The 19,331-nt window shown below is 31.9% G+C and carries 17 protein-coding genes; all 17 read right to left on the bottom strand.

Features of this window, described 5'->3' with window-relative positions; genetic code table 11:
- Positions 1–106: 106 nt before the first annotated feature.
- The 17 genes from BR30_RS0130615 to fcl all read right to left on the bottom strand — a co-directional run bounded on the left by BR30_RS0130615 (position 107) and on the right by fcl (position 19,327).
- Positions 107–1,180 (bottom strand): glycosyltransferase family protein, encoded by a 1,074-nt coding sequence (locus BR30_RS0130615; RefSeq protein ID WP_026568370.1) that lies wholly within the window; start codon positions 1,178–1,180, stop codon positions 107–109.
- A gap of 58 nt (positions 1,181–1,238) precedes the next feature.
- The gene (locus tag BR30_RS0130610; protein WP_026568369.1) at positions 1,239–2,627 is read right to left on the bottom strand and encodes a sugar phosphate nucleotidyltransferase; all 1,389 of its coding nucleotides are present in this window, start codon (positions 2,625–2,627) and stop codon (positions 1,239–1,241) included.
- A gap of 176 nt (positions 2,628–2,803) precedes the next feature.
- Positions 2,804–4,123 (bottom strand): UDP-glucose dehydrogenase family protein, encoded by a 1,320-nt coding sequence (locus BR30_RS0130605; RefSeq protein ID WP_026568368.1) that lies wholly within the window; start codon positions 4,121–4,123, stop codon positions 2,804–2,806.
- 242 nt (positions 4,124–4,365) lie between these two features.
- Positions 4,366–5,316, bottom strand: a complete 951-nt coding sequence (locus tag BR30_RS34930) for a glycosyltransferase family 8 protein (protein WP_051633853.1) — start codon at positions 5,314–5,316, stop codon at positions 4,366–4,368.
- A 26-nt stretch (positions 5,317–5,342) separates the two neighbouring features.
- Complete coding sequence (locus BR30_RS0130595; RefSeq protein ID WP_026568367.1) at positions 5,343–6,857, bottom strand: MATE family efflux transporter; 1,515 nt, start codon at positions 6,855–6,857, stop codon at positions 5,343–5,345.
- A gap of 222 nt (positions 6,858–7,079) precedes the next feature.
- A complete protein-coding gene (locus BR30_RS35505; protein ID WP_051633852.1) occupies positions 7,080–7,973 on the bottom strand; it encodes a glycosyltransferase family 2 protein in 894 nt (297 codons plus the stop codon).
- Between the two features lie 431 nt (positions 7,974–8,404).
- Positions 8,405–9,271, bottom strand: a complete 867-nt coding sequence (locus tag BR30_RS0130585; RefSeq protein WP_035446394.1) for a hypothetical protein — start codon at positions 9,269–9,271, stop codon at positions 8,405–8,407.
- Positions 9,272–9,331: 60 nt separating this feature from the next.
- Positions 9,332–9,991 carry a CatB-related O-acetyltransferase gene (locus tag BR30_RS0130580; protein ID WP_051633851.1) on the bottom strand — a complete coding sequence of 220 codons (660 nt, stop codon included), beginning with the start codon at positions 9,989–9,991 and terminating at the stop codon, positions 9,332–9,334.
- A 2-nt stretch (positions 9,992–9,993) separates the two neighbouring features.
- Positions 9,994–11,256, bottom strand: coding sequence for a hypothetical protein (locus tag BR30_RS0130575; RefSeq protein WP_026568364.1), 1,263 nt, complete (start codon positions 11,254–11,256; stop codon positions 9,994–9,996).
- Between the two features lie 62 nt (positions 11,257–11,318).
- The gene (locus BR30_RS34920) at positions 11,319–12,269 is read right to left on the bottom strand and encodes a hypothetical protein (protein WP_051633850.1); all 951 of its coding nucleotides are present in this window, start codon (positions 12,267–12,269) and stop codon (positions 11,319–11,321) included.
- A 23-nt stretch (positions 12,270–12,292) separates the two neighbouring features.
- Entirely contained in the window at positions 12,293–13,027 is a 735-nt protein-coding gene (locus tag BR30_RS0130565; RefSeq protein ID WP_026568363.1) for a glycosyltransferase family 2 protein, read from the bottom strand.
- Between the two features lie 58 nt (positions 13,028–13,085).
- Complete coding sequence (locus BR30_RS0130560) at positions 13,086–13,949, bottom strand: ATP-grasp fold amidoligase family protein (RefSeq protein ID WP_026568362.1); 864 nt, start codon at positions 13,947–13,949, stop codon at positions 13,086–13,088.
- Positions 13,950–13,996: 47 nt separating this feature from the next.
- A complete protein-coding gene (locus BR30_RS0130555; protein WP_026568361.1) occupies positions 13,997–15,082 on the bottom strand; it encodes a glycosyltransferase in 1,086 nt (361 codons plus the stop codon).
- A gap of 61 nt (positions 15,083–15,143) precedes the next feature.
- Positions 15,144–16,331, bottom strand: a complete 1,188-nt coding sequence (locus BR30_RS0130550) for a glycosyltransferase family 4 protein (protein ID WP_026568360.1) — start codon at positions 16,329–16,331, stop codon at positions 15,144–15,146.
- 2 nt (positions 16,332–16,333) lie between these two features.
- A complete protein-coding gene (locus tag BR30_RS0130545; RefSeq protein WP_081825636.1) occupies positions 16,334–17,161 on the bottom strand; it encodes a WecB/TagA/CpsF family glycosyltransferase in 828 nt (275 codons plus the stop codon).
- Between the two features lie 125 nt (positions 17,162–17,286).
- Positions 17,287–18,366: a GDP-mannose 4,6-dehydratase gene (gene gmd / locus BR30_RS0130540; RefSeq protein WP_026568358.1), complete on the bottom strand. Its 1,080-nt coding sequence runs from the start codon at positions 18,364–18,366 to the stop codon at positions 17,287–17,289.
- A 19-nt stretch (positions 18,367–18,385) separates the two neighbouring features.
- A complete protein-coding gene (fcl, locus tag BR30_RS0130535; protein ID WP_026568357.1) occupies positions 18,386–19,327 on the bottom strand; it encodes a GDP-L-fucose synthase in 942 nt (313 codons plus the stop codon).
- Positions 19,328–19,331: the final 4 nt, after the last annotated feature.

The following is a 19,331-nucleotide window of genomic DNA, read 5'->3' as shown; positions in this document are numbered from 1 at the left end:
CCTATTTAAGAAGGCAAGGGTGTAGTCGTTAATTAAGCTATAATCCTTTTAACTCTATTATTTACGAGAATTGGATATTTCCAGAATCTAATATATATGACTAGGATTATTTCAATATTTTCAGTATGTCATTTGCTATCTTATCTGCTTCATTATTATTAGAAGGGCTACTCTCTCTCAACTCTCTATTCACACCCTTAATGGTTGAATTGTCAACCATATAGGTTTTAAAATCATCCCATTCAATCGTATGACACAGATGATGTTTATTTAGATAATTGATAGTATTTTGATCCTCTTTCATGGATGCTCGATTTAGGATTAATAGCGGCACATTCGCACTCATTGCCTCCCCAATCATTCCCCATCCTGCTTTGGAAATCACTAGGTCTGATGCAGCAATATAGTTTTGGGATTCCAAATAATCACTTGGAATTTGAAAGACATTCGGACGATTGACTTGAACATTTGAGGAGACTAAAAATACGCAGTTCGGGCTGTCCCAAATCGGAAGTTGCTCAAGTGAACCCACGTCGATTTTCATTCCAAGTCCTAAAAAAATGACATTCTGGGTCTCATTTGGATTAATTAAATGTCTAATTCTTTGAACCTCTAATAAATCTACTTCTCTAGAAAAAAATCCATAATGATTGGTTGGGACATTCCAATTTTCATTGCTTCCTGCCAAAGAATAGAGGTGCGTCATATTTTGATAAGCTAATTTATATGGTTTTAATTCTCCATCATCTATTAAATCATGGTAGGCCGTATACCAAGTAAAGTTAGAAAGACCAATAGAAGGAACATATAATCTTTGAGCTGCTTCAAATGCAAGTGGAGAAATATCTGAAATAACTAAGTCAATATAATTTAACTCTAGAAACTCTTGCTCCTGCACAACCTTGAAATCCCAGTCTGCTACGAAGTTTTTAAATTCCTTAAATAATCGCACTTTATCAGGATGTATCGAATCCTTTTCCAGAAAGTAACCCACATCTGTCTTTATAGTTCTAAAACTCACACGATTAGATTGAAGGGACTCTTTTAAAAAAGATAGAGCAAAGGAATGGCAAACAATAATTTTCACTTCTTGGTCTTTTAGAAGTTTTCGTATCACCGCAATACTTCTTGAAGCATGTCCATACCCGTAATCAGAAATATAATAGGCAATGGTTTTCAATATGATTCACCTCGACAATAAAAAAGAAGGGAAAGGGCAAAGGCCCTCTCCCTAATAATTATAAGATTACTTTTGCCTTTGATTTTTGGAAATGGTTAATGACATCCTCCCATTCAAAATACAAACGAGTAAAGTCTTCGTCACTTATACCAATCCCTGTTTGAACTTCAACAAATTCAAGTTCGGTGAACGCTTTTATTCCATGCTTCTTTCCTGCCGGAAGGTGGATGATATCCCCTGCCTTAACACGAGTAATATAATCATCCAACGCTAATTCACCTTCACCGCGGACAATGGTCCAAACTTCGTCTCGTAGGTTATGGTAGTGATAGCTTGAATTCTTTTTTGCGTGGATACAAATTCGTTTGGTGACCATTTCGTTTCCATCTTCATACTTAGCATAATCTAGGACACGCGACCATCCCCAAATGCGTTCTTCATACATTGGCGGCTGTTCAAATCCACTAATTAGTTCCTTAATTTTTGGACTTGATGCTTTGTCTGAAACTAAAATTCCATCAGGACTTGCAGCTACGACTACATCATTTAACCCAATAATGGTAACAGGGATATCAAGTTCATTGATTAAGTGAGTATTTACTGAATCATTACTTAATACGCCTTTACCAATTTGCGATGTAGCCATTTCTTCCGTTAAGGTATTCCATGTCCCAAGATCCTTCCAATACCCATCATAAGGAAGCGCGACAATATGATTTGCCTTCTCGACTACTTCATAATCAAAACTAATCTTTGGAAGATCCTTATACTGAAGTGATAGTTTATCATAATGAAGAGGTAAGCCCTTTTTTACTAATATATCAATAATATATTTTAGTTTAAAAGCAAATACTCCACAGTTCCATAAAGCATTCATATCGATAAGAGTCTGAGCCTTTTCTTCACTTGGTTTTTCCGTAAAATGATTGACAGTAAAATGTCCGTCACCATCGACTGCTTCTTTTGGAACAATATAGCCATATTTAGATGAAGGATAAGTAGGTTTAACACCTACTAGAGCCAAATCAGCATTTGAATCTAGTAAAACATTCTCTAATTCTTTTACCTTCTCAAAAAAGCTATCATCTACGTATGGATCAACCGGCAATACTACAACCACTTCATCTTCAGAAACATTTTGTATAGAAAATAGATAAGAAGCAGCTAAAGCAATCGCTGGGAATGTATCACGACGTTCAGGCTCTATTATAAGAGGTACTTCCATCCCAATTTGGCTATGAATCATATCTCTTTGCATTTTAGAAGTAGCAATGACAGATGAATCCTCAAGACCAACTGTTTTCAACTGCCCCCAGACACGCTGTACCATTGATTGCTTTTCTTCATTACTACATTCTAATACTTTTAAAAATTGTTTTGATCTTGTATCGTTTGATAATGGCCATAGGCGCTTTCCTGATCCGCCTGAAAGTAATACGAGCTTCATAATTTCCCTCCGCACAAAAAATGATCCCCTGGGACCTGATCTGATTTATATGAAAACTACTGCTGCTTGAAGATTTTTAACTATTTTTCTGCCATTTGATTGGTACTCAAATTAACACAGAGAAAAAGACAGACCCTAACCGAAGTGATAAAGAATCTGTCTCCTATTTAAGATAATTAAACTAGCGAAACTTCCAAACTATTTATGGTTTCTCTTCCAATTGAATCATAAATGATATTAGCTTTTCTCGCACTTGTCAAATCATAGCAGTTTCTTCCATCAAGCACGATTGGGCTTTTCATTAGTTTACTATATTTTGATAGATCAAAGTCTCTAACTTCATCCCATTCGGTAAAGATAAAACATACATCCGCATCCTTAATGGTGTCTTCAATGGTATTACAAAAAGTAATTGCATCGGGGTACTTTTTCTTGAAATTCTCTACTCCAACAGGATCCCATGCTTTTACGTTTGCTCCATCTTCCAGCATAATGGGGATATTCACAAGAGTAGGAGCTTCTCTTAAATCATCTGTCCCTGGCTTGAAGGTTAACCCTAGTACAGCTACATTCAACCCATTGAAACTATCAAAATACTTGCGAGATTTCTTTATTAATTTTAGCTTTTGATTTTCGTTCACATCAATAGCTGCTTTAACCGTCTTTAACTCGTTGTCATGGAAATTTGCCAGCCAGTGCAGCGCTTTTGTATCCTTAGGAAAACAAGAGCCGCCGTAACCAATTCCTGCATTTAAGAAGCGATCTCCAATCCGTTTATCAAATCCCATACCGAGAGTGACATCTTCTATATCTGCTCCAATAATTTCACAAAGGTTTGCTATTTCATTAATAAAAGAGATTTTCAGTGCAAGAAAATCATTGGATGCATACTTGATCATCTCGGCACTTTTTCTATTTGTAACCACAATCGGTGCATCAAAATCCTTATAAACCTCTTTTAAAACATCACCTGCATAGGGTTCTTCGACACCTATTACAATCCTTGAAGAATGAAGTGTATCCCTTACTGCAGTCCCTTGTGCCAAAAACTCAGGATTAGAAGCTACATATACATTTACATCATGTGCCAAATTGGATTTAATCAATTCTTCTATCTTATCATTTGTACCTATCGGTACGGTTGATTTAACTACTACTACACAATCTTTCTCAATACTTCTAGCAATTTGTTCAGCTACTCCATATACATAACTTAAATTAGCCGAACCATCATGTTTTTCTGGAGTTCCAACACCTATGAAAATAACATCTGCATCTTTATATGCTTCTTTATACTCGGTTGTAAAATTCAATCGATCCATATTATTAATCAGTAATTCTTCAAGGCCAGGTTCATAAATAGGGGAAATCCCCGACTTCATTAGGGCTACTTTTTTATCATCTATATCTACACAAGTAACAGAATGATTATGTTCCGCAAGACAGACCCCGGTTACTAAGCCAACATACCCAGTTCCAGCTACTGCAATTTTCATTTTTGTCCCACCTTCAATATATTTACAAATTCTTAATTAATATATCTTGATACATAATGAGCATGTTAATCACAATATCATTAATTATACCAGTTTTTTACATTACTAATAATCCCAATATGACATGCAAAACCGGGTAACTCTCTTCTCTCTATACACAGCTTCATGCCTTTCCCTAACATACATCTTATTATTCTAAAATTATCGATAAAAACCGGGTTGTGACAGGCACCCGTGGTTTTTTAATTTAACTTATATAAAACTTTTATCATTTCATTCATTTTCTTTAGGATATTAAATAATGGTTTAGGTAGAATAACTTTAAATGATTTCTTGAAAACGTTAATTAGAGTTTTATCAACTTGTTTAAAGTTCCTCCACTCTGTGAATGAAAGATAATAATAATATTCATTTTTAAAAGGATGTTCATCATTATAAAACCATGGTTTAGACGATGTTGTAAAATGAATAATACTTGGTTCCTTTAACACTCTATTTATCGTGGTAATATCAAAGATTTGTTCTTGGGGCAATAAATAGAGTATATTCCTTTGGAAGTTCCATTTTGGATGCAGTGGTTTCCAATTATTATATAAGATAACATTTAGAGCATCCTGGTCTGGCCACAAAAGCTTAGTTGTATTTTTATCTATATAATCTATAATCTTTTCCCCTATATTATTTTCCCGCCAAAATTCCAAATTCAAAACCATTACTCCCGAATTAAAATAAATGGAATCCTCTGGTAGATTCAAATCAGCAAATCTAAGTTTACCTTCGTTATCTGCAACAGCTGCCATTGGGTAATCTTTTATGTCTACATTCCAAAGGTTATTAATATCATCTTTTATAACTAAGTCACAATCAAGATAAATTACCTTTTTAATAGAGCTATCAAGCAGTTGAGGTATCAGAAGTCTATAGTAAATAGCAGTAGGCCAATAATCTGTTGTAGGGTATTTTTCAAATATCTTTTTATCCACCTTAAGGAATTTCACTTTAGCTCCATATTTATTGAAAAGTGAAACTAATTTTTTTTTATTAGTATCCGAAATACCACCATCAATTACACTGTACACAATATTTTGTGGATGGTTAGAATTCTCCAAAAGAGATGCGATAGTAACACCCAGATGTTGGGCAAAACTATTATCACTGGCAGATAAAATATGAATATTGGAACTTCTAGGCATTTTCCTACTCCTTACTAATTTTTTTATTAACTCCGTTTAATTTTCCCTTTTTTTAATCTAACTAGATATTTAAAAGTGTATACAAAGATTTCTTTTTCAAATAGAGAGGAGACTGTAAAAAAGATCAGAAGAATTATTACAGTAAACATTGCTGCCCAACTAACAACGCTTATATATGATGTCAAGTTAATATTAATATGGTCAGTGGTAAATACTATTACTAAAATAATTCCAAAATTAATAATCCATCTTTTAATAGTTATCCAAGAGCTTCTTTTCAATATTCTTTTGTTAGCATAGATTATTATATCAACAGAACGATATAATAATGCCATAATTGTTCCTAGTAACACTCCATAAATACCAAAAAATTGTACAAAAATAATTGATGAAACTAAATTTATTAGGGATTCTATTATTGAACGATATTTTGTCTTACTAAAGTGACCAGCTATTTCTATTAAACTATTAGAAGATGCTCTGGCATTACTTAACAGCTTAAGGAGTACGAAAAGTATTGGGAGCCAAAAATCAATATAATTTATGTCTTCTATACCAGATGTATATATTTTCATAAAGGGCAAAATAAATATATATGCAATAGTAAATAATGAAAAAACAAGTGCCATAAAGTAGACTTCATAAGCATCATACAATTTTATAAAAATATCTCTACTTTGATGGAAAGTTCTTCCAAGAGCAAATATTATACTATTATTTACTGTATTTATGATGTTATCAATTACACTAAAAAGTAAATTATAAAGTACATAAACACTCACAATTTTCAAATTTGTAAAAATTGTCAATACAAGAACATCTGTATTTCTAAAAATCATTCCAGAAATTTGATGAACTATAACTGAATTTTTTTGTGCGATTGACTCGAAATTAGGGTTTACTTTCAAATCAATCCATTTATAGTTTTTATTAATATATACTTTATAAATAAAAATCTGAATAATTGACATAAAAAAATAAGATCCCTGGATAATAATTATATTGAACCCTTTTAAAATTAATATAATCTTTATACTACTTACTAAAATATTTATAATAGTTGTTATTGAGGTATTTATATATCCTTTTCCTTCAGCAATTAAAAAAATTGTATATGTCCCTTGAAAGTAATAATTTAATGCTCCTCCCAATCCAGTGAATAAAACTACAATTATTATTGTGGTTTTATCTAGAGTAGAATCAACAATAAAAGGATATATAATAGAAAGTAATATTACACTAATAAGATAGTACATTCCTGTTTTTTTATAAAAGTTGGAGGTCGCTGCCAAAATTGAGTTGATATTTTGTTGATCCACTTTTGCTACATGTTTGTATAATGCTTGTAAAGTAGCTGCACCGACTCCTGCCTCTAATAAGGACATATAAACAATAATTTGTCCAATTGATGAAATAAAACCGTATACCTCTGAACCATAATGAACTAAAAAAATGCGAGGTATAAGTAGTCCAAGTGAAATAGTAATAAGTTGACCTACCATTCCAAAGGTTAAATTGTAAAAACTTCGTTTCGCTAACAAATTAAGCTCCTCCATAATTTAATGCATATTTTAGAAATAACATATGTTATTCCATTATTAAAATATCAATATTTTCATATCACCATAGCTTTTATATCGATATAAAGGTCTCCCGCGTGAAGGGGTAATGGTTATCAAAGCCAAACATTAATAATCTGTTGCGATTTTGTATGAAGTGATTCCCTAAAAATTATTTGTAAAATCCATATTAATATTTTAAATTCACTTATTATTTACAATACTGTCATATATACCTATCTTTATCAAAATTCTTTTTATTATCCTTTTCGTTTGATAATATTTTCTCCTAATTGATGCCTTGGTATCTATTACTTTTTTTACTAAATATATTTCATTCTTTAACGCCCCGCTAATATCATGTATCTGTTCGTAAAAAATTTCGTTTTTCTTTTCATTAAGATAATTTATAGGACGTTTGGACAAGCCGTTTATTGAAAAGCGATAAGCTGTTCCGTATTCAAACGTACAATAAAACTCTACTTGTCGAGATAATTTTAGCAAGAGCTCCCAATCCTCGTATAAATTACGCTCGATATTGTATCCACCAACATTTCGCAATACTTGAGTAGAAATACAATAATCTCTCATGATTGTTTTAAAATTCCTCCCTTTAAGCAAATCTATTCTAACATTCCCTTGTAAATATGCTTTCTGATCTGAAGGAGGATAAAAAAACTGGGATAAATCATTTTGTACATTTATGACAGGTGAGTATGACAAAATATCTTTCCCAAACTGTTCTTTATATTTAATAATAAGTTGCATTTCATTATTTAATTTGTCTTTATTAAAATAATAATCATCAGGATCAATAAAAGTCACATACTTTGTTTGCACACAACTTAACCCCATATTTCTGGCATTACTAACACCCGCATTTTCCTTCAATGCTACCAGACTGATTCTCGGATAAATTTTTATCAATTCTTCTATTACTTGGATTGAGTTATCAGTTGAACAATCATCCACTATGATTACTTGAAAAACTCCTGAATATGACTGTTCAAATATACTTTCAATACATTTTTTAATATATTTTGCATTATTATAATTTGGTATTACCACACTTAGCAAAAATTCACTTGACTTCTTCATAGTCTATTACCTCTCAGGATTAATACTATAGTTTTCGGTTTCGCTTCATATGACATTCAATAGAATCTTCTCTGCAAAATTCAGAAACATTCACGTTAAATAAAAGCACTAGATTTCACGTTTGCAAAGGCTCCGAGTAAAGTGACAAGTTGCAACACCGGCTGATTAGTGGAACTCATATTGTTATTGGCTCTTCCCATTTCACCTTGGTTCTGAATATTGACTGGGTTTATTGGCTATTACATAGATTATGTCATGTACATCTGAGTTACTTTATCCATTTCCTTGTTTTATGCTACATGGATATCTTTTTTTCACTTATAAAATATTGAAACTCCAAAAACATTACACCTTAAATAAAAAAGAGCCTCCTCAGGGCTCGATGTTACTACTAAGTGACGAAATAAAGAGATATACCTGATTTGCCAATACTAAGTTCGTTTAAAAGCCTTCTTAAAATACTGCTTTACAATTTTTTTAGAGAAATCCAAAATAACATTAAAAAGTCCACAAGTATCTATTGCGAATTTCAATTGACTAATATTATCACTAGAATACCTTTTATATATCTTTACTAACTCATGACAATCTTTATTTAGAATATATGGTAAGTTAAAAGAATGCATTGTTTGTCCATGAATTTTTGACATAAATTTAAAACAAAATACATTTGAATAATCTTTTACAAGATTAAACTGATAGATATCAGCTTCACTCTCTATTGGAATAAAATAAAAAATAGGTATATTACTATTTTTTATTTTATTTGTAAGGTCATAGTATTTATTTTTAGATTTATCATCCAAATATTTAAATATCAAAGGATTATCTTCAAACTCTCCATTTTCAATATAATAATTCAAAGAAAATTGAGGAGAAAATGCTAGTATATATGAAGCTTTTAACATTTCTCCAAATAAAATAGCTGCGTATCCACCAGCTGAACTTCCCACAGTTATTATTTCATAACCTCTGGTTTGTTCTTTTAAAAAATCTAATAACTTTTCAGTATTATCATATTTACTACTTATTCCTTCTATATACCATTGTTTATATACATCTCTTATAAATATGTGTTTTTTAGCCTTATTTATTTTAGTACTATACCATTCAAACCTATCTTTTTTTATAATAACATTAGAAAATTCTTCTTCTGTATTAGGGTAATATATTGCGTTACTTGAAAAATAAATTGCACATATATTACTTTTACAATTTGTATATTGTATTAAATAATTATCTTTATTGTTATAAATGTGACTAACTAATTTATTGTTAGCTGGTATTAACGATGTCATTATAAACCCTCATTATTTTTAGTCGATTAGAACAAATTTATACTAAGTAACTTTCAGTTATTAATCCTTTAATACCTTACGTAATAAATCAAGGGAGTTAAAAAACTTGGAATTTTCACTAATCCAATTAATACTTTTATTCCACCATTGAAGTTTATTTAAAAATTCAATTTCAGAATTTCCGAACCTATATCTAATTATCTTGGCAGGTACTCCTCCTACTATTGCAAAAGGTGGAACATCTTTTGTCACAACAGCTCCTGCTGCAATAATTGCTCCATTTTCTACCTTTACGCCATTCATTATACTAACATTATCTCCAATCCAAACATCATTTGCTATCTCACAAATATAACCATTGTCAGTATATTTAAACTCATCGAAAAGATTTCTATCCACAAAAGTAAAGCCCGCTTGACAGCGGATTGAAAAAAACGAGGGATGAGTTGATACGAAACTCTCAACAGGATGATTCCCAACAATTACTGAAAAGTTTTGCCCAATTGAACAAAACCTACCTATTTTTGTTTGAAATATTTTTGCATAAGGTTGGACATATGTGCCGTACCCAATCGCCGAATTTCTAATATCCGAATGCTGACCTATTGTATTTCTACCTTCTAATTTTGCATTAACTATACGTGCATGTTTTCGTATATTACAGTTTCGATATTTTATTTTATAATGAATACTCGCAAAAAAAGCCTTAATAAAATTCATCCTTAACCCCTTAACCTTACTTTATTATTATCTCGATATTTCCGTAGTAATAACTCAATAGTGATAAACACTAATACACTAGAAAATGAATAAAAGCTATAAAAAAACACAATATTTGTAACTAAAGTTGCCAATCCTAATACAATGGAGACTATTAAAGCACTATCCTTATACTTAAAAAACAGAATTGCTGAATATTTTATTTGTACTATCGAACTGTAAAAAAACCAAACAACTCCTAAAAACCCATAGCAAAAAACAAAACCATAAATACCATTATCCGCAAGCAAATAGCCTAAATCATTACCCGTTGCCGCCATTGAATTTGGTATAGTGGAATTAGGATAACCGTACCCAAATGCCCAAGCTCCCGCTGTTGAAGATAATTTAGACAAATAGAATTGTTGGCTAAAAATCCTTACATTAAAGGTGGGATCATCAGCGTTTTGGAAAATAATTGATATTAGTTCTTGAACCGTTTGTGCTTGTAAAAAAATATAAAATCCTAAAAGGAACATAATAACCATTATACAAATTTTGTAAATCAGTTTCGACTTGCTCAAAACTATAATTAGAACAAAAGTAAGAAGGAAAAATATGCTTGCACCTCTGCCCTTAATGACAATAAAAATGTATGCCAATATAGCTGCTATGAAAAAAGCGTTCTTAAGTATTTTTTCTTTATTCATAAACTTTACTGTTGCAAGTGACAGTAATAAAGACATATATGCAGTATCAGTATAAAGTCTGATTGATCCATACCTATAATTGTATAATACGTGAAGGAACATATAGGATTCTCCAACATAAAACTGAACGAAATACAAGAACAGTTCTATAAAAACAATAGTGTATAAAATTGATAGAAACGATTCAATATTTAGCTTGCCATTACGCACCAATGCCATTAATGGAAAATACAAAAACATGGTTATTAGCCAAGCTCTCTGAGTCAATATGCCAGAAAGAATACCCTGTCCATAATTAATAGATGCCATAAAACTTGATAAAATAATTAAAATCGGAATGGAAAGTATCACTTTAGCAAAGTACCCTCCAAAATATCCTTTTGGAAACATTTTAAAATAAAACAGGAATAAAAATAGACAATATAAAAATAAAAAGTCAGGATAACTAATAATCCCCAATATTTTTGAATTTGAATTTACCAAGTAAAAACAATTGTGCATGAAAAAAAATAGCATTGTAAGAAGAATAGTATTATAATTTATTTTAATTTTGGTGATTGATCTAGGTAAATTCATAACTTCCTCCTGCAGAAACACTATTGATTTCCTTTTTGCATATAATTATATATATATTTCAGCTACCTGTAGACTTCTTTCTTTATCATTTCTAAATATTCCGGATAGTTTAATATCAAATTTTCAAGTTGCTCTTGATTCTTATTCTTCCCAACATTAACTTTCGTCAATCCAAATTGTGCAGTTCCAAATATCTCAAGAAAAATAATTGATTTGTTAAATGGTACACCTTCAACAACTTTTCTCCCATTTAATGTAACCATAGCGTTTAACCATAAATCGTCTGCTAAAGGACACACTTTTTTTATCATGCCCTTATTAAAAGCTAACTCCCTTTTAAGGGAGTTGGGAGGATACAAAACTCCATCAACCCCAACTTGAACAAAATGATTATTTAGGGGACCGTTAATGACGGCATGTTTTCTCCATTCGCTACAAGGATATAATTCACTATTTTCTTTAAATGCCATTGGCCACGCTCTATTTGCAATTATACAATTTGGGTTTTCATAGTGTTTCTTTAGTAGATTCTGAAGGAGATTTTCTGGATAAAATGTATCATCGTCCACAGTAATTATCATATCATCGATATACTCTTTCATGACATAATAATATTTTTTATGAGAACGCATATCATCTGTTGTAAAGCGGATATCCAAACCTCTCTTTTTCAATTGTAGTAATTGTTTCGGTAGGTCTTTTTCCTCATTTGGAAATTGTGGCTTTGCCAACCAAAGTATAATCATATCTGGCTTTTTACTTTGTCGCAGTAATGACTCCAAACAAATCCATACTTTTCCTATTCGATTAGGAAAGGAAGTTAAAGAAATAATAATTCTTTCTTTTCTTACTTCATTCGTATTAATTCCCAATCCCTTATTAATTCCAGAAATCTTATAATATAGAGGGTAAAATACATTTAAAAAAATCTTAAAAATTTTAGTGAAAATTTTTTCCAAAAATATAGATTTACTATGGAAAAGCCCAAGTATTTTATAAATATAACTAATCATAAAAATTTCTCCACCTCTGTAACCTACACTAACTTTCGCTTACTCATGATCTCATAAGCTAGGCTCTTAAAAATAGTAAATATCATCTTCTTTTTACTAATTATGCCGTAATGATACCTTATATTTGCATCTTCTCTTACTCCAATTTGCCCACTTGACATACCACCCATTCTAAAATTCGCCATAATTTGATGAATGGGTGTAAAATGTACTTTCCCAGACTTGACCATACGAATCATAAGTTCATAATCGGCTGATGATTTGTAAGACAAATCAAAACACCCTAAATCTGAATAGGTGCTTTTAGTTACAAAACATGTTGGATGAGTTAACATTTGTGTATCAATAAATTCATGGCTCTTTATAAACACAATTTTTTCTTTTTCATTTTCCCAGTTTTTCTGCATCCCATAAAGAATTTCATATTTTGCACCAGTATAGTTTTGATTAATTAGTTCTAATGTATTTAACTCATACCAATCGTCACTATTAATAATACCAACAATACTGCCTTTTGCCTTTGATATACCTTTGTTCATTGCATCATAGATACCATCATCTGGTTCGGAAAAAATCCGAAGTTTTTCTCCAAATAGAATCTTATATTCATTTATTATGTTTAACGTATCATCAGTAGATGCACCATCAATAATAATATATTCAAAATTTTGGTAGGATTGATTTAGCACACTTTCTAACGTCTGTCTAATAGTATTCTCACTATTAAAACATGGTGTAATTATTGAAATTAAATTCATTACAATTCTCTCCTTATTTCATACATCTGAAAATTTTCATTCAGTTATATGCAATACATTATAATTTAAGCCACTTTCCCCATTCTTCATTAAGATTTGCTGGAGTTAATCTCATCATTCCACCAGTTGGTACAAATGTTAATTCGGAAAAATATATAGTTCCATTAACATTATATAAATCCACCCTTACAAATGGGAAATCTCGGGAGAGTATTCTCGCTAAATTACACATTTCTTCATAACCTTTAGGCTTTTGGGGATGAACTGCAGCATTCTCATGCGGCCACAACTTGACTGGAATCCAATTCCAATCAGGATCAAAATAATCCATATATTTCTCCTTTTCCCCATTTTCACCATTTAAAGATACATATGCTACTCTAATTTGGCCATTAAAACAATAAAATTTATAAGTCAATATATTAGGATCAAGAAGTTCTTCAATAATAATTTTTTTTTGAACATTTTTATATTGTGTTTCCCCATAAATTTTCCAAAAGTCTGTTCTCATCCATTTACTTAAAGATTCTTTAGCCTTTTCGATGTCTAAAGTATCTTTGTCGTTACATATGATATTCATACCACTTCCGTGATTGCACTTAATAACAAATCCCTTGGGGAGCTTGTTCCAATCTATTTCATCAGGTGTATCATACACACCATATAATTCCGGACATAGTATTTCTAAATTATATTTCTTAAGATATTCTCTTACTCGGTACTTATCAACACACTGTGTAATTATCGGATTATCAGTATACATTTTCAATTTTAGATACTGTAACTTTTCATTAAGCAAATTTGGATTTTTTAAGTTCAATGATTTCTTGAAATTCTTATAATAAAGTATTCTAGTGAGAAACTCCGGTGATATACTACAAACAAGCGACTTTAAAAGATTACCCTTAAATTTCACTTCCATTTTCTTCCCCCGTTATTATTTATCATTTATTATATCTACTGCTTAATTCAAAGTACTGAGTAAACTATCTCTGCGGTTTTTTCCCATGTAAAACATTCAACAATTCTCTTATGAGAAGCCAATGGGTGGATAGTATGCCGTTTATAAATTGCATCTATCATTTCCTTCTCATTTGAAACCAAATAACCTGAAACACCATCTTCAATAATATAACTAGGTCCAGGCGATTTAACTGCCACCACTGTACAACCTTGGTACATCGCTTCAAGTATACTCATTCCAAAAATTTCTTTATTATTCAAATTAATAAAATAATCGCTTGCTTTGTAATATTCATGAATTTCTTTATTTGGTACAGCTTCGATATATCTAATTTTTTTGTCTAATTCTAATGTCGTTATTTTTGATAGCATATCTTCCTTTAATGTTCCCTTACCAATAAGCAACAAATAGTGATCATTATCTAATTCGTTAATCAAATCTATTGCCTCGAGTGGCTTTTTGTATTCCTCAAGTCTTCCTACAAATATTAAAACTTTTTTATCCTGAGGAATACCCAATTTTTTTCGTAACTTATTTTTCGGTTCCTCTATTTGAGGAATTATTTCAGTATCCAACCCTACAGGAGCAATTTTAACGTTTCTGACACCTGCATCTATTAATTGCTTTTGCACATTTGGTGTTTTTGCAAAGACTAAACCATTTTTATAGCATTTTATATTCCATTTTGAAAATATACTCATAATTAAACTCTTTAGTAAATTATTACTATCACTAAACAATGTACCCACATAGTTGTAGCAATTAATTCCATTCTTATAACAATAACGCATTACGTATGGGGCAAAAATTTGATTATCGCTTTGTAAATGAACTACATCTATTTCCAAATCTGATAGGATAGAACAGTTGAAATATCCATGATTAGCCATACCTCTTGCTGGGACAGTTAATAAAATTACTCCAGATTCATCTTTTTCTTGTATTACTTTTTTGACTTTTTTTGATAGAGTAATAATATATACATCAATGTCCATCTTATTTAAAGCTTTAGCTAATCCTAATTCTTGCAAATTGTAAAAGCCTTTTTGTCCTGACTCTCCACAATAAAGTCTTACCATTGCTAATTTCATCTTTTACCTTCCTTTAATAAATTGTTGAGTGGTTGTCAATTTTTATAATATGGAAGATTACTTAATTTATCACATTTTTGTAAATTGCAGACAATATCATATAGTTCCTTTTTTCAGAAAGATAATTTCTATAATAATTTGTAGAGCTACTTGTCATATCAACGAGCTGATTTACTGCATTTTTTAACTCACTTGACGAATCAAACTTAAATTTAAAACCTGTAACACCAGTTTCTATTAGACTTCCAACGTTACCAATATTACTACCGATAATCGGAGTCCCACTAGACAAGCTCTCCACAATACTCATTGGAAATCCTTCATACCATTGTGTTGGAAGAATTAGTGCTTTAGATTCACCTATGATTTTTTTTACATCCTCATTTCGAACATATCCTAGCATCTTTACATTTACCATTTTGTTTTCCTCAATATATTTTTTACACCAATCTTCTTCAGGACCTGTCCCACAAATTATCAATTCATAATCCTTGATATCTTTCCAAGTTTCTAATAAAATTCTAATGCCCTTCAACTTGTCGATGCGTCCAGCAAAAACAAATTGATTTTTACGTTGTTCATAAGGAATACAATCAGTTTCTGAGTCAACAAAATTCGGCTTAATATGAACATTATTTGGATCAATAATTTGTTTTTTTCCCTTATTCAGCTGTAACAGCTTCTCTTTGTTAAACTCTGTTAAACAGATATAATTTAACTTCTTGTAAGTTCCCAAGTAACGATGTACTTTAAGTGTAAAAACAGATGCCATCGTCTGTAACTTGCTTCCTCTATAACAAGAATACTTAATCGCACACTTCAGACCTTTGCTGGTGCAATCCTCACAGATTTTACCGTTTCGATAAAAGGTTGCTGCTGGACATAGGAATCTAAAATTATGAATGGTCTGAACAACCGGAACATTACAAGAGAAAGCTGCATAGTACACTGACGGTGAAATCAGATTTAAAGTGTTATGGACATGAACGATATCTATGCTGTGCTGTTTTATTTTTTTTTTGATTTCCTTGTATGTTCTCAGAGAGAAGACAGTTGTAAAAGGTAAACATAGTTTTTGAAAATTACTCATTTTTTTTAGTTCAGAATTGTTACGGCTATAAAGAACTACCTCATGCCCTTGATTTTCAAGTAATCTCTTTTCGTTTGCCACAACAGTATCCTCTCCACCAGGGATTTGATAATAATTGTGGACAATTAAAATTTTGGGTTTTGAAAATGTTTTCGCCATTCTCATTTCCCCCCCACCATAACCAACCAGATGAACTTAGTGTTAGTGTGCAAGTATCTCTTAAATAGTCTCTTGGGCTCTTGAATCAAACGATAAACCCACTCTAAGTTACTCTTCTGCATCCACTCTGGAGCTCTATTAATATTGCCAGCAAAGTAATCAAATCCAGCACCTACACCGATCATCACGCCATCCACTTTTCCTTGGTGTTCTGCCATCCATACTTCCTGCTTGGGTGCACCCAAACCGACCCACACAATATCAGGCTTGGTTTGGGTGATTTTTTTTACAAATTCCTCATCTTCATGAGCATCTAACGGACGGAATGGGGGACTATACATTCCAGCAATTTGAATACCCGGATATTCAACAATTAACTTGTTATAAAGTTTCTCAAGCGTTTCTTCTGTGGACCCATAAAAATAATGACGATAGCCATTATTATCAGAATCATTAAATAACTCTCTCATCAAATTAGGACCTGTGGTTCTACTCATGTTTTTATTTCCACGCCTGCGTCCGACTGTACTAAGAGGCCCACCATCTGGAATAGCCATAAGTCCACCATTCTGAATGTCACAGTATACCTTATCTTCATAAGAAGTTACAGTTGTATGAACATTCGAAACACAAATGTAATCACCGGCCAAAAGATTGCCATTTTTACTTTTAACATTTGCTCTTAGAAAATTCAGTAACCAATCCATATTTATTGCAGCTATTTCCACACCGAGGATATTACAAGTAGGAATTTTTGATTTGTCTACTTTACGTTTGAAAGACTTTAATTTATCGGGATCATTACTATAAGTTTTTATTTTTTCTTCCATTATGTCTTTTATCCTCCAGCATAAATTCATTTAACTATATATATCATTTATGCAACTCTTCACTAATTACAAGCAACAAAAAAGGAAAGAGGAACTCTTTCCAGTCTCATCATATAGATAAAAAATTAATCAAACATCTTCTTAATTTTAACTTCTTTTTCAACCTTTTTCATGTCAGTTGTAACCATAATACGAACTAATTCTTCGAACGATGTTTTAGTAGGATTCCAACCTAATAATTCTCTTGATTTTGTTGGGTCCCCTAGTAATTGATCTACTTCAGCTGGACGGAAGAACTTAGGATCTACTTCAACTATTACTTCTCCAGTTGCTTTATTAACACCTTTCTCTTCTACTCCATGACCAGTCCATTCGATTTCCACACCCACATGTTTAAAAGATAACTCTACGAATTCACGCACAGTATGCATTTCTCCAGTTGCAATTACGAAATCTTCTGGCTTATCGTGTTGAAGGATTAACCACATACACTCAACATAATCCTTGGCATAACCCCAGTCTCGTAAAGAATCCAAGTTACCCAATGTTAATTTCTTTTGTTTACCTTGAGCGATACGAGCAGCTGCTAATGAAATTTTACGAGTTACGAATGTTTCACCACGACGTTCAGATTCATGGTTAAATAATATCCCATTAACAGCAAACATGTTGTATGATTCACGATAGTTCTTTGTAATCCAGAAACCATAAATTTTTGCCACACCGTATGGAGAACGTGGATAAAAAGGCGTAGTTTCCTTTTGTGGAACCTCTTGAACTTTACCAAATAACTCAGATGTTGATGCTTGGTATACACGAGTTTTCTCTGTTAATCCTAAAATTCGTACTGCCTCAAGGATGTTTAATGTACCTTTAGCATCTACATCTAATGTATAACCAGGCATATCAAACGAAACTCGAACATGTGATTGTGCAGCTAGATTGTAAATTTCGTCTGGTTTAATTTCACCAATGATACGTGTTACATTCAATGCATCAGTAACATCTCCATAATGAAGCTGAAAGTTTGTATTATTTAATAATGCGTTTGCTTCTTCTTCTGTTAAAAGATCTTCTAAGCGTTCTTGGTTATAAGAAGAGCTGCGTCGAATCATACCGTGCACTTCATATCCCTTTTCTAATAAAAACTCTGCTAAATAGGAACCATCTTGTCCTGTTACACCTGTAATTAATGCTTTTTTCATGTTGACCTCCGAATATTCGTTAGTTTACTTTTGTTAGTTGATTATCTAAAAACCATTGGTAAGCTTTCTTTAATCCTTCTTCTAATGAAGTAGTGGCTTTCCATCCCAAAGAATTAAGCTTAGTTACATCCACTAATTTTCTTGGTGTTCCGTCTGGTTTTGATGTATCAAATTGAATCTCACCAGTGAAACCAACAGTTTCTTTAATCATTTCTGCCAATTCTTTAATTGGTAGGTCATCACCTACACCAATATTCACAATTTCATTACCAGAATAATTGTTCATTAGAAAGATGCTTGCATCAGCAAGATCATCGGAATACAAGAATTCTCGTTTTGGTGTTCCTGTTCCCCATACTTCTACGAATGAAGCATTGCTTTCCTTTGCTTCATGAAACTTACGAATCAACGCAGGAAGAACATGAGAAGTATGCAAGTCAAAGTTATCATTTTCACCATATAAATTGGTTGGCATAACTGAAATGTATTGTGTACCGTATTGGCGATTATAGGATTCACACATTTTAATTCCGGCAATTTTTGCAATCGCATATGGTTCATTTGTTGGCTCAAGCACACCGGTTAAGAGGTACTCTTCTTTTAATGGTTGTGGCGCCATCTTTGGATATATACAAGTACTTCCAAGGAATAAAAGCTTCTCTACATTGTTGCGATAGGCCGCATCAATGATATTTGTTTGAATTAACAGGTTGTCACGAATAAAATCAGCAGGGTATTCGTTGTTGGCCACGATTCCACCAACTTTAGCAGCTGCTAGGAAAACAAATTCCGGTTTTTCTTCAACAAAAAAGTTGTCGACTGCATTTTTATCTCGTAAATCTAGTTCCTTACTATTTCGATATACTAAATTAATGTAACCTTTTTCCTCAAGTTTTCTTACGATTGCTGAACCCACAAGGCCACGATGTCCAGCTACATATATTTTAGATTCATTATTCATCATC

It is taken from the genome of Bacillus sp. UNC41MFS5 (assembly GCF_000686805.1).
Note: the sequence above shows the minus strand (reverse complement) of the source record. Positions and strands in the feature narration are given on the sequence as shown.

Excerpts from the sequence above, each read along its gene's own strand:
- BR30_RS0130605 (WP_026568368.1), bottom strand. The coding sequence starts at position 4,123 with ATGAAAATTGCAGTAGCTGGAACTGGGTATGTTGGCTTAGTAACCGGG.
- fcl (WP_026568357.1), bottom strand. The coding sequence starts at position 19,327 with ATGAATAATGAATCTAAAATATATGTAGCTGGACATCGTGGCCTTGTG.
- BR30_RS0130575 (WP_026568364.1), bottom strand. The coding sequence starts at position 11,256 with ATGAATTTACCTAGATCAATCACCAAAATTAAAATAAATTATAATACT.
- gmd (WP_026568358.1), bottom strand. The coding sequence starts at position 18,366 with ATGAAAAAAGCATTAATTACAGGTGTAACAGGACAAGATGGTTCCTAT.
- BR30_RS0130550 (WP_026568360.1), bottom strand. The coding sequence starts at position 16,331 with ATGGCGAAAACATTTTCAAAACCCAAAATTTTAATTGTCCACAATTAT.
- BR30_RS0130580 (WP_051633851.1), bottom strand. The coding sequence starts at position 9,991 with ATGAATTTTATTAAGGCTTTTTTTGCGAGTATTCATTATAAAATAAAA.
- BR30_RS0130565 (WP_026568363.1), bottom strand. The coding sequence starts at position 13,027 with ATGAATTTAATTTCAATAATTACACCATGTTTTAATAGTGAGAATACT.
- BR30_RS0130545 (WP_081825636.1), bottom strand. The coding sequence starts at position 17,161 with ATGGAAGAAAAAATAAAAACTTATAGTAATGATCCCGATAAATTAAAG.
- BR30_RS0130560 (WP_026568362.1), bottom strand. The coding sequence starts at position 13,949 with ATGGAAGTGAAATTTAAGGGTAATCTTTTAAAGTCGCTTGTTTGTAGT.
- BR30_RS0130610 (WP_026568369.1), bottom strand. The coding sequence starts at position 2,627 with ATGAAGCTCGTATTACTTTCAGGCGGATCAGGAAAGCGCCTATGGCCA.
- BR30_RS34930 (WP_051633853.1), bottom strand. The coding sequence starts at position 5,316 with ATGCCTAGAAGTTCCAATATTCATATTTTATCTGCCAGTGATAATAGT.
- BR30_RS35505 (WP_051633852.1), bottom strand. The coding sequence starts at position 7,973 with ATGAAGAAGTCAAGTGAATTTTTGCTAAGTGTGGTAATACCAAATTAT.
- BR30_RS0130585 (WP_035446394.1), bottom strand. The coding sequence starts at position 9,271 with ATGACATCGTTAATACCAGCTAACAATAAATTAGTTAGTCACATTTAT.
- BR30_RS34920 (WP_051633850.1), bottom strand. The coding sequence starts at position 12,269 with ATGATTAGTTATATTTATAAAATACTTGGGCTTTTCCATAGTAAATCT.
- BR30_RS0130555 (WP_026568361.1), bottom strand. The coding sequence starts at position 15,082 with ATGAAATTAGCAATGGTAAGACTTTATTGTGGAGAGTCAGGACAAAAA.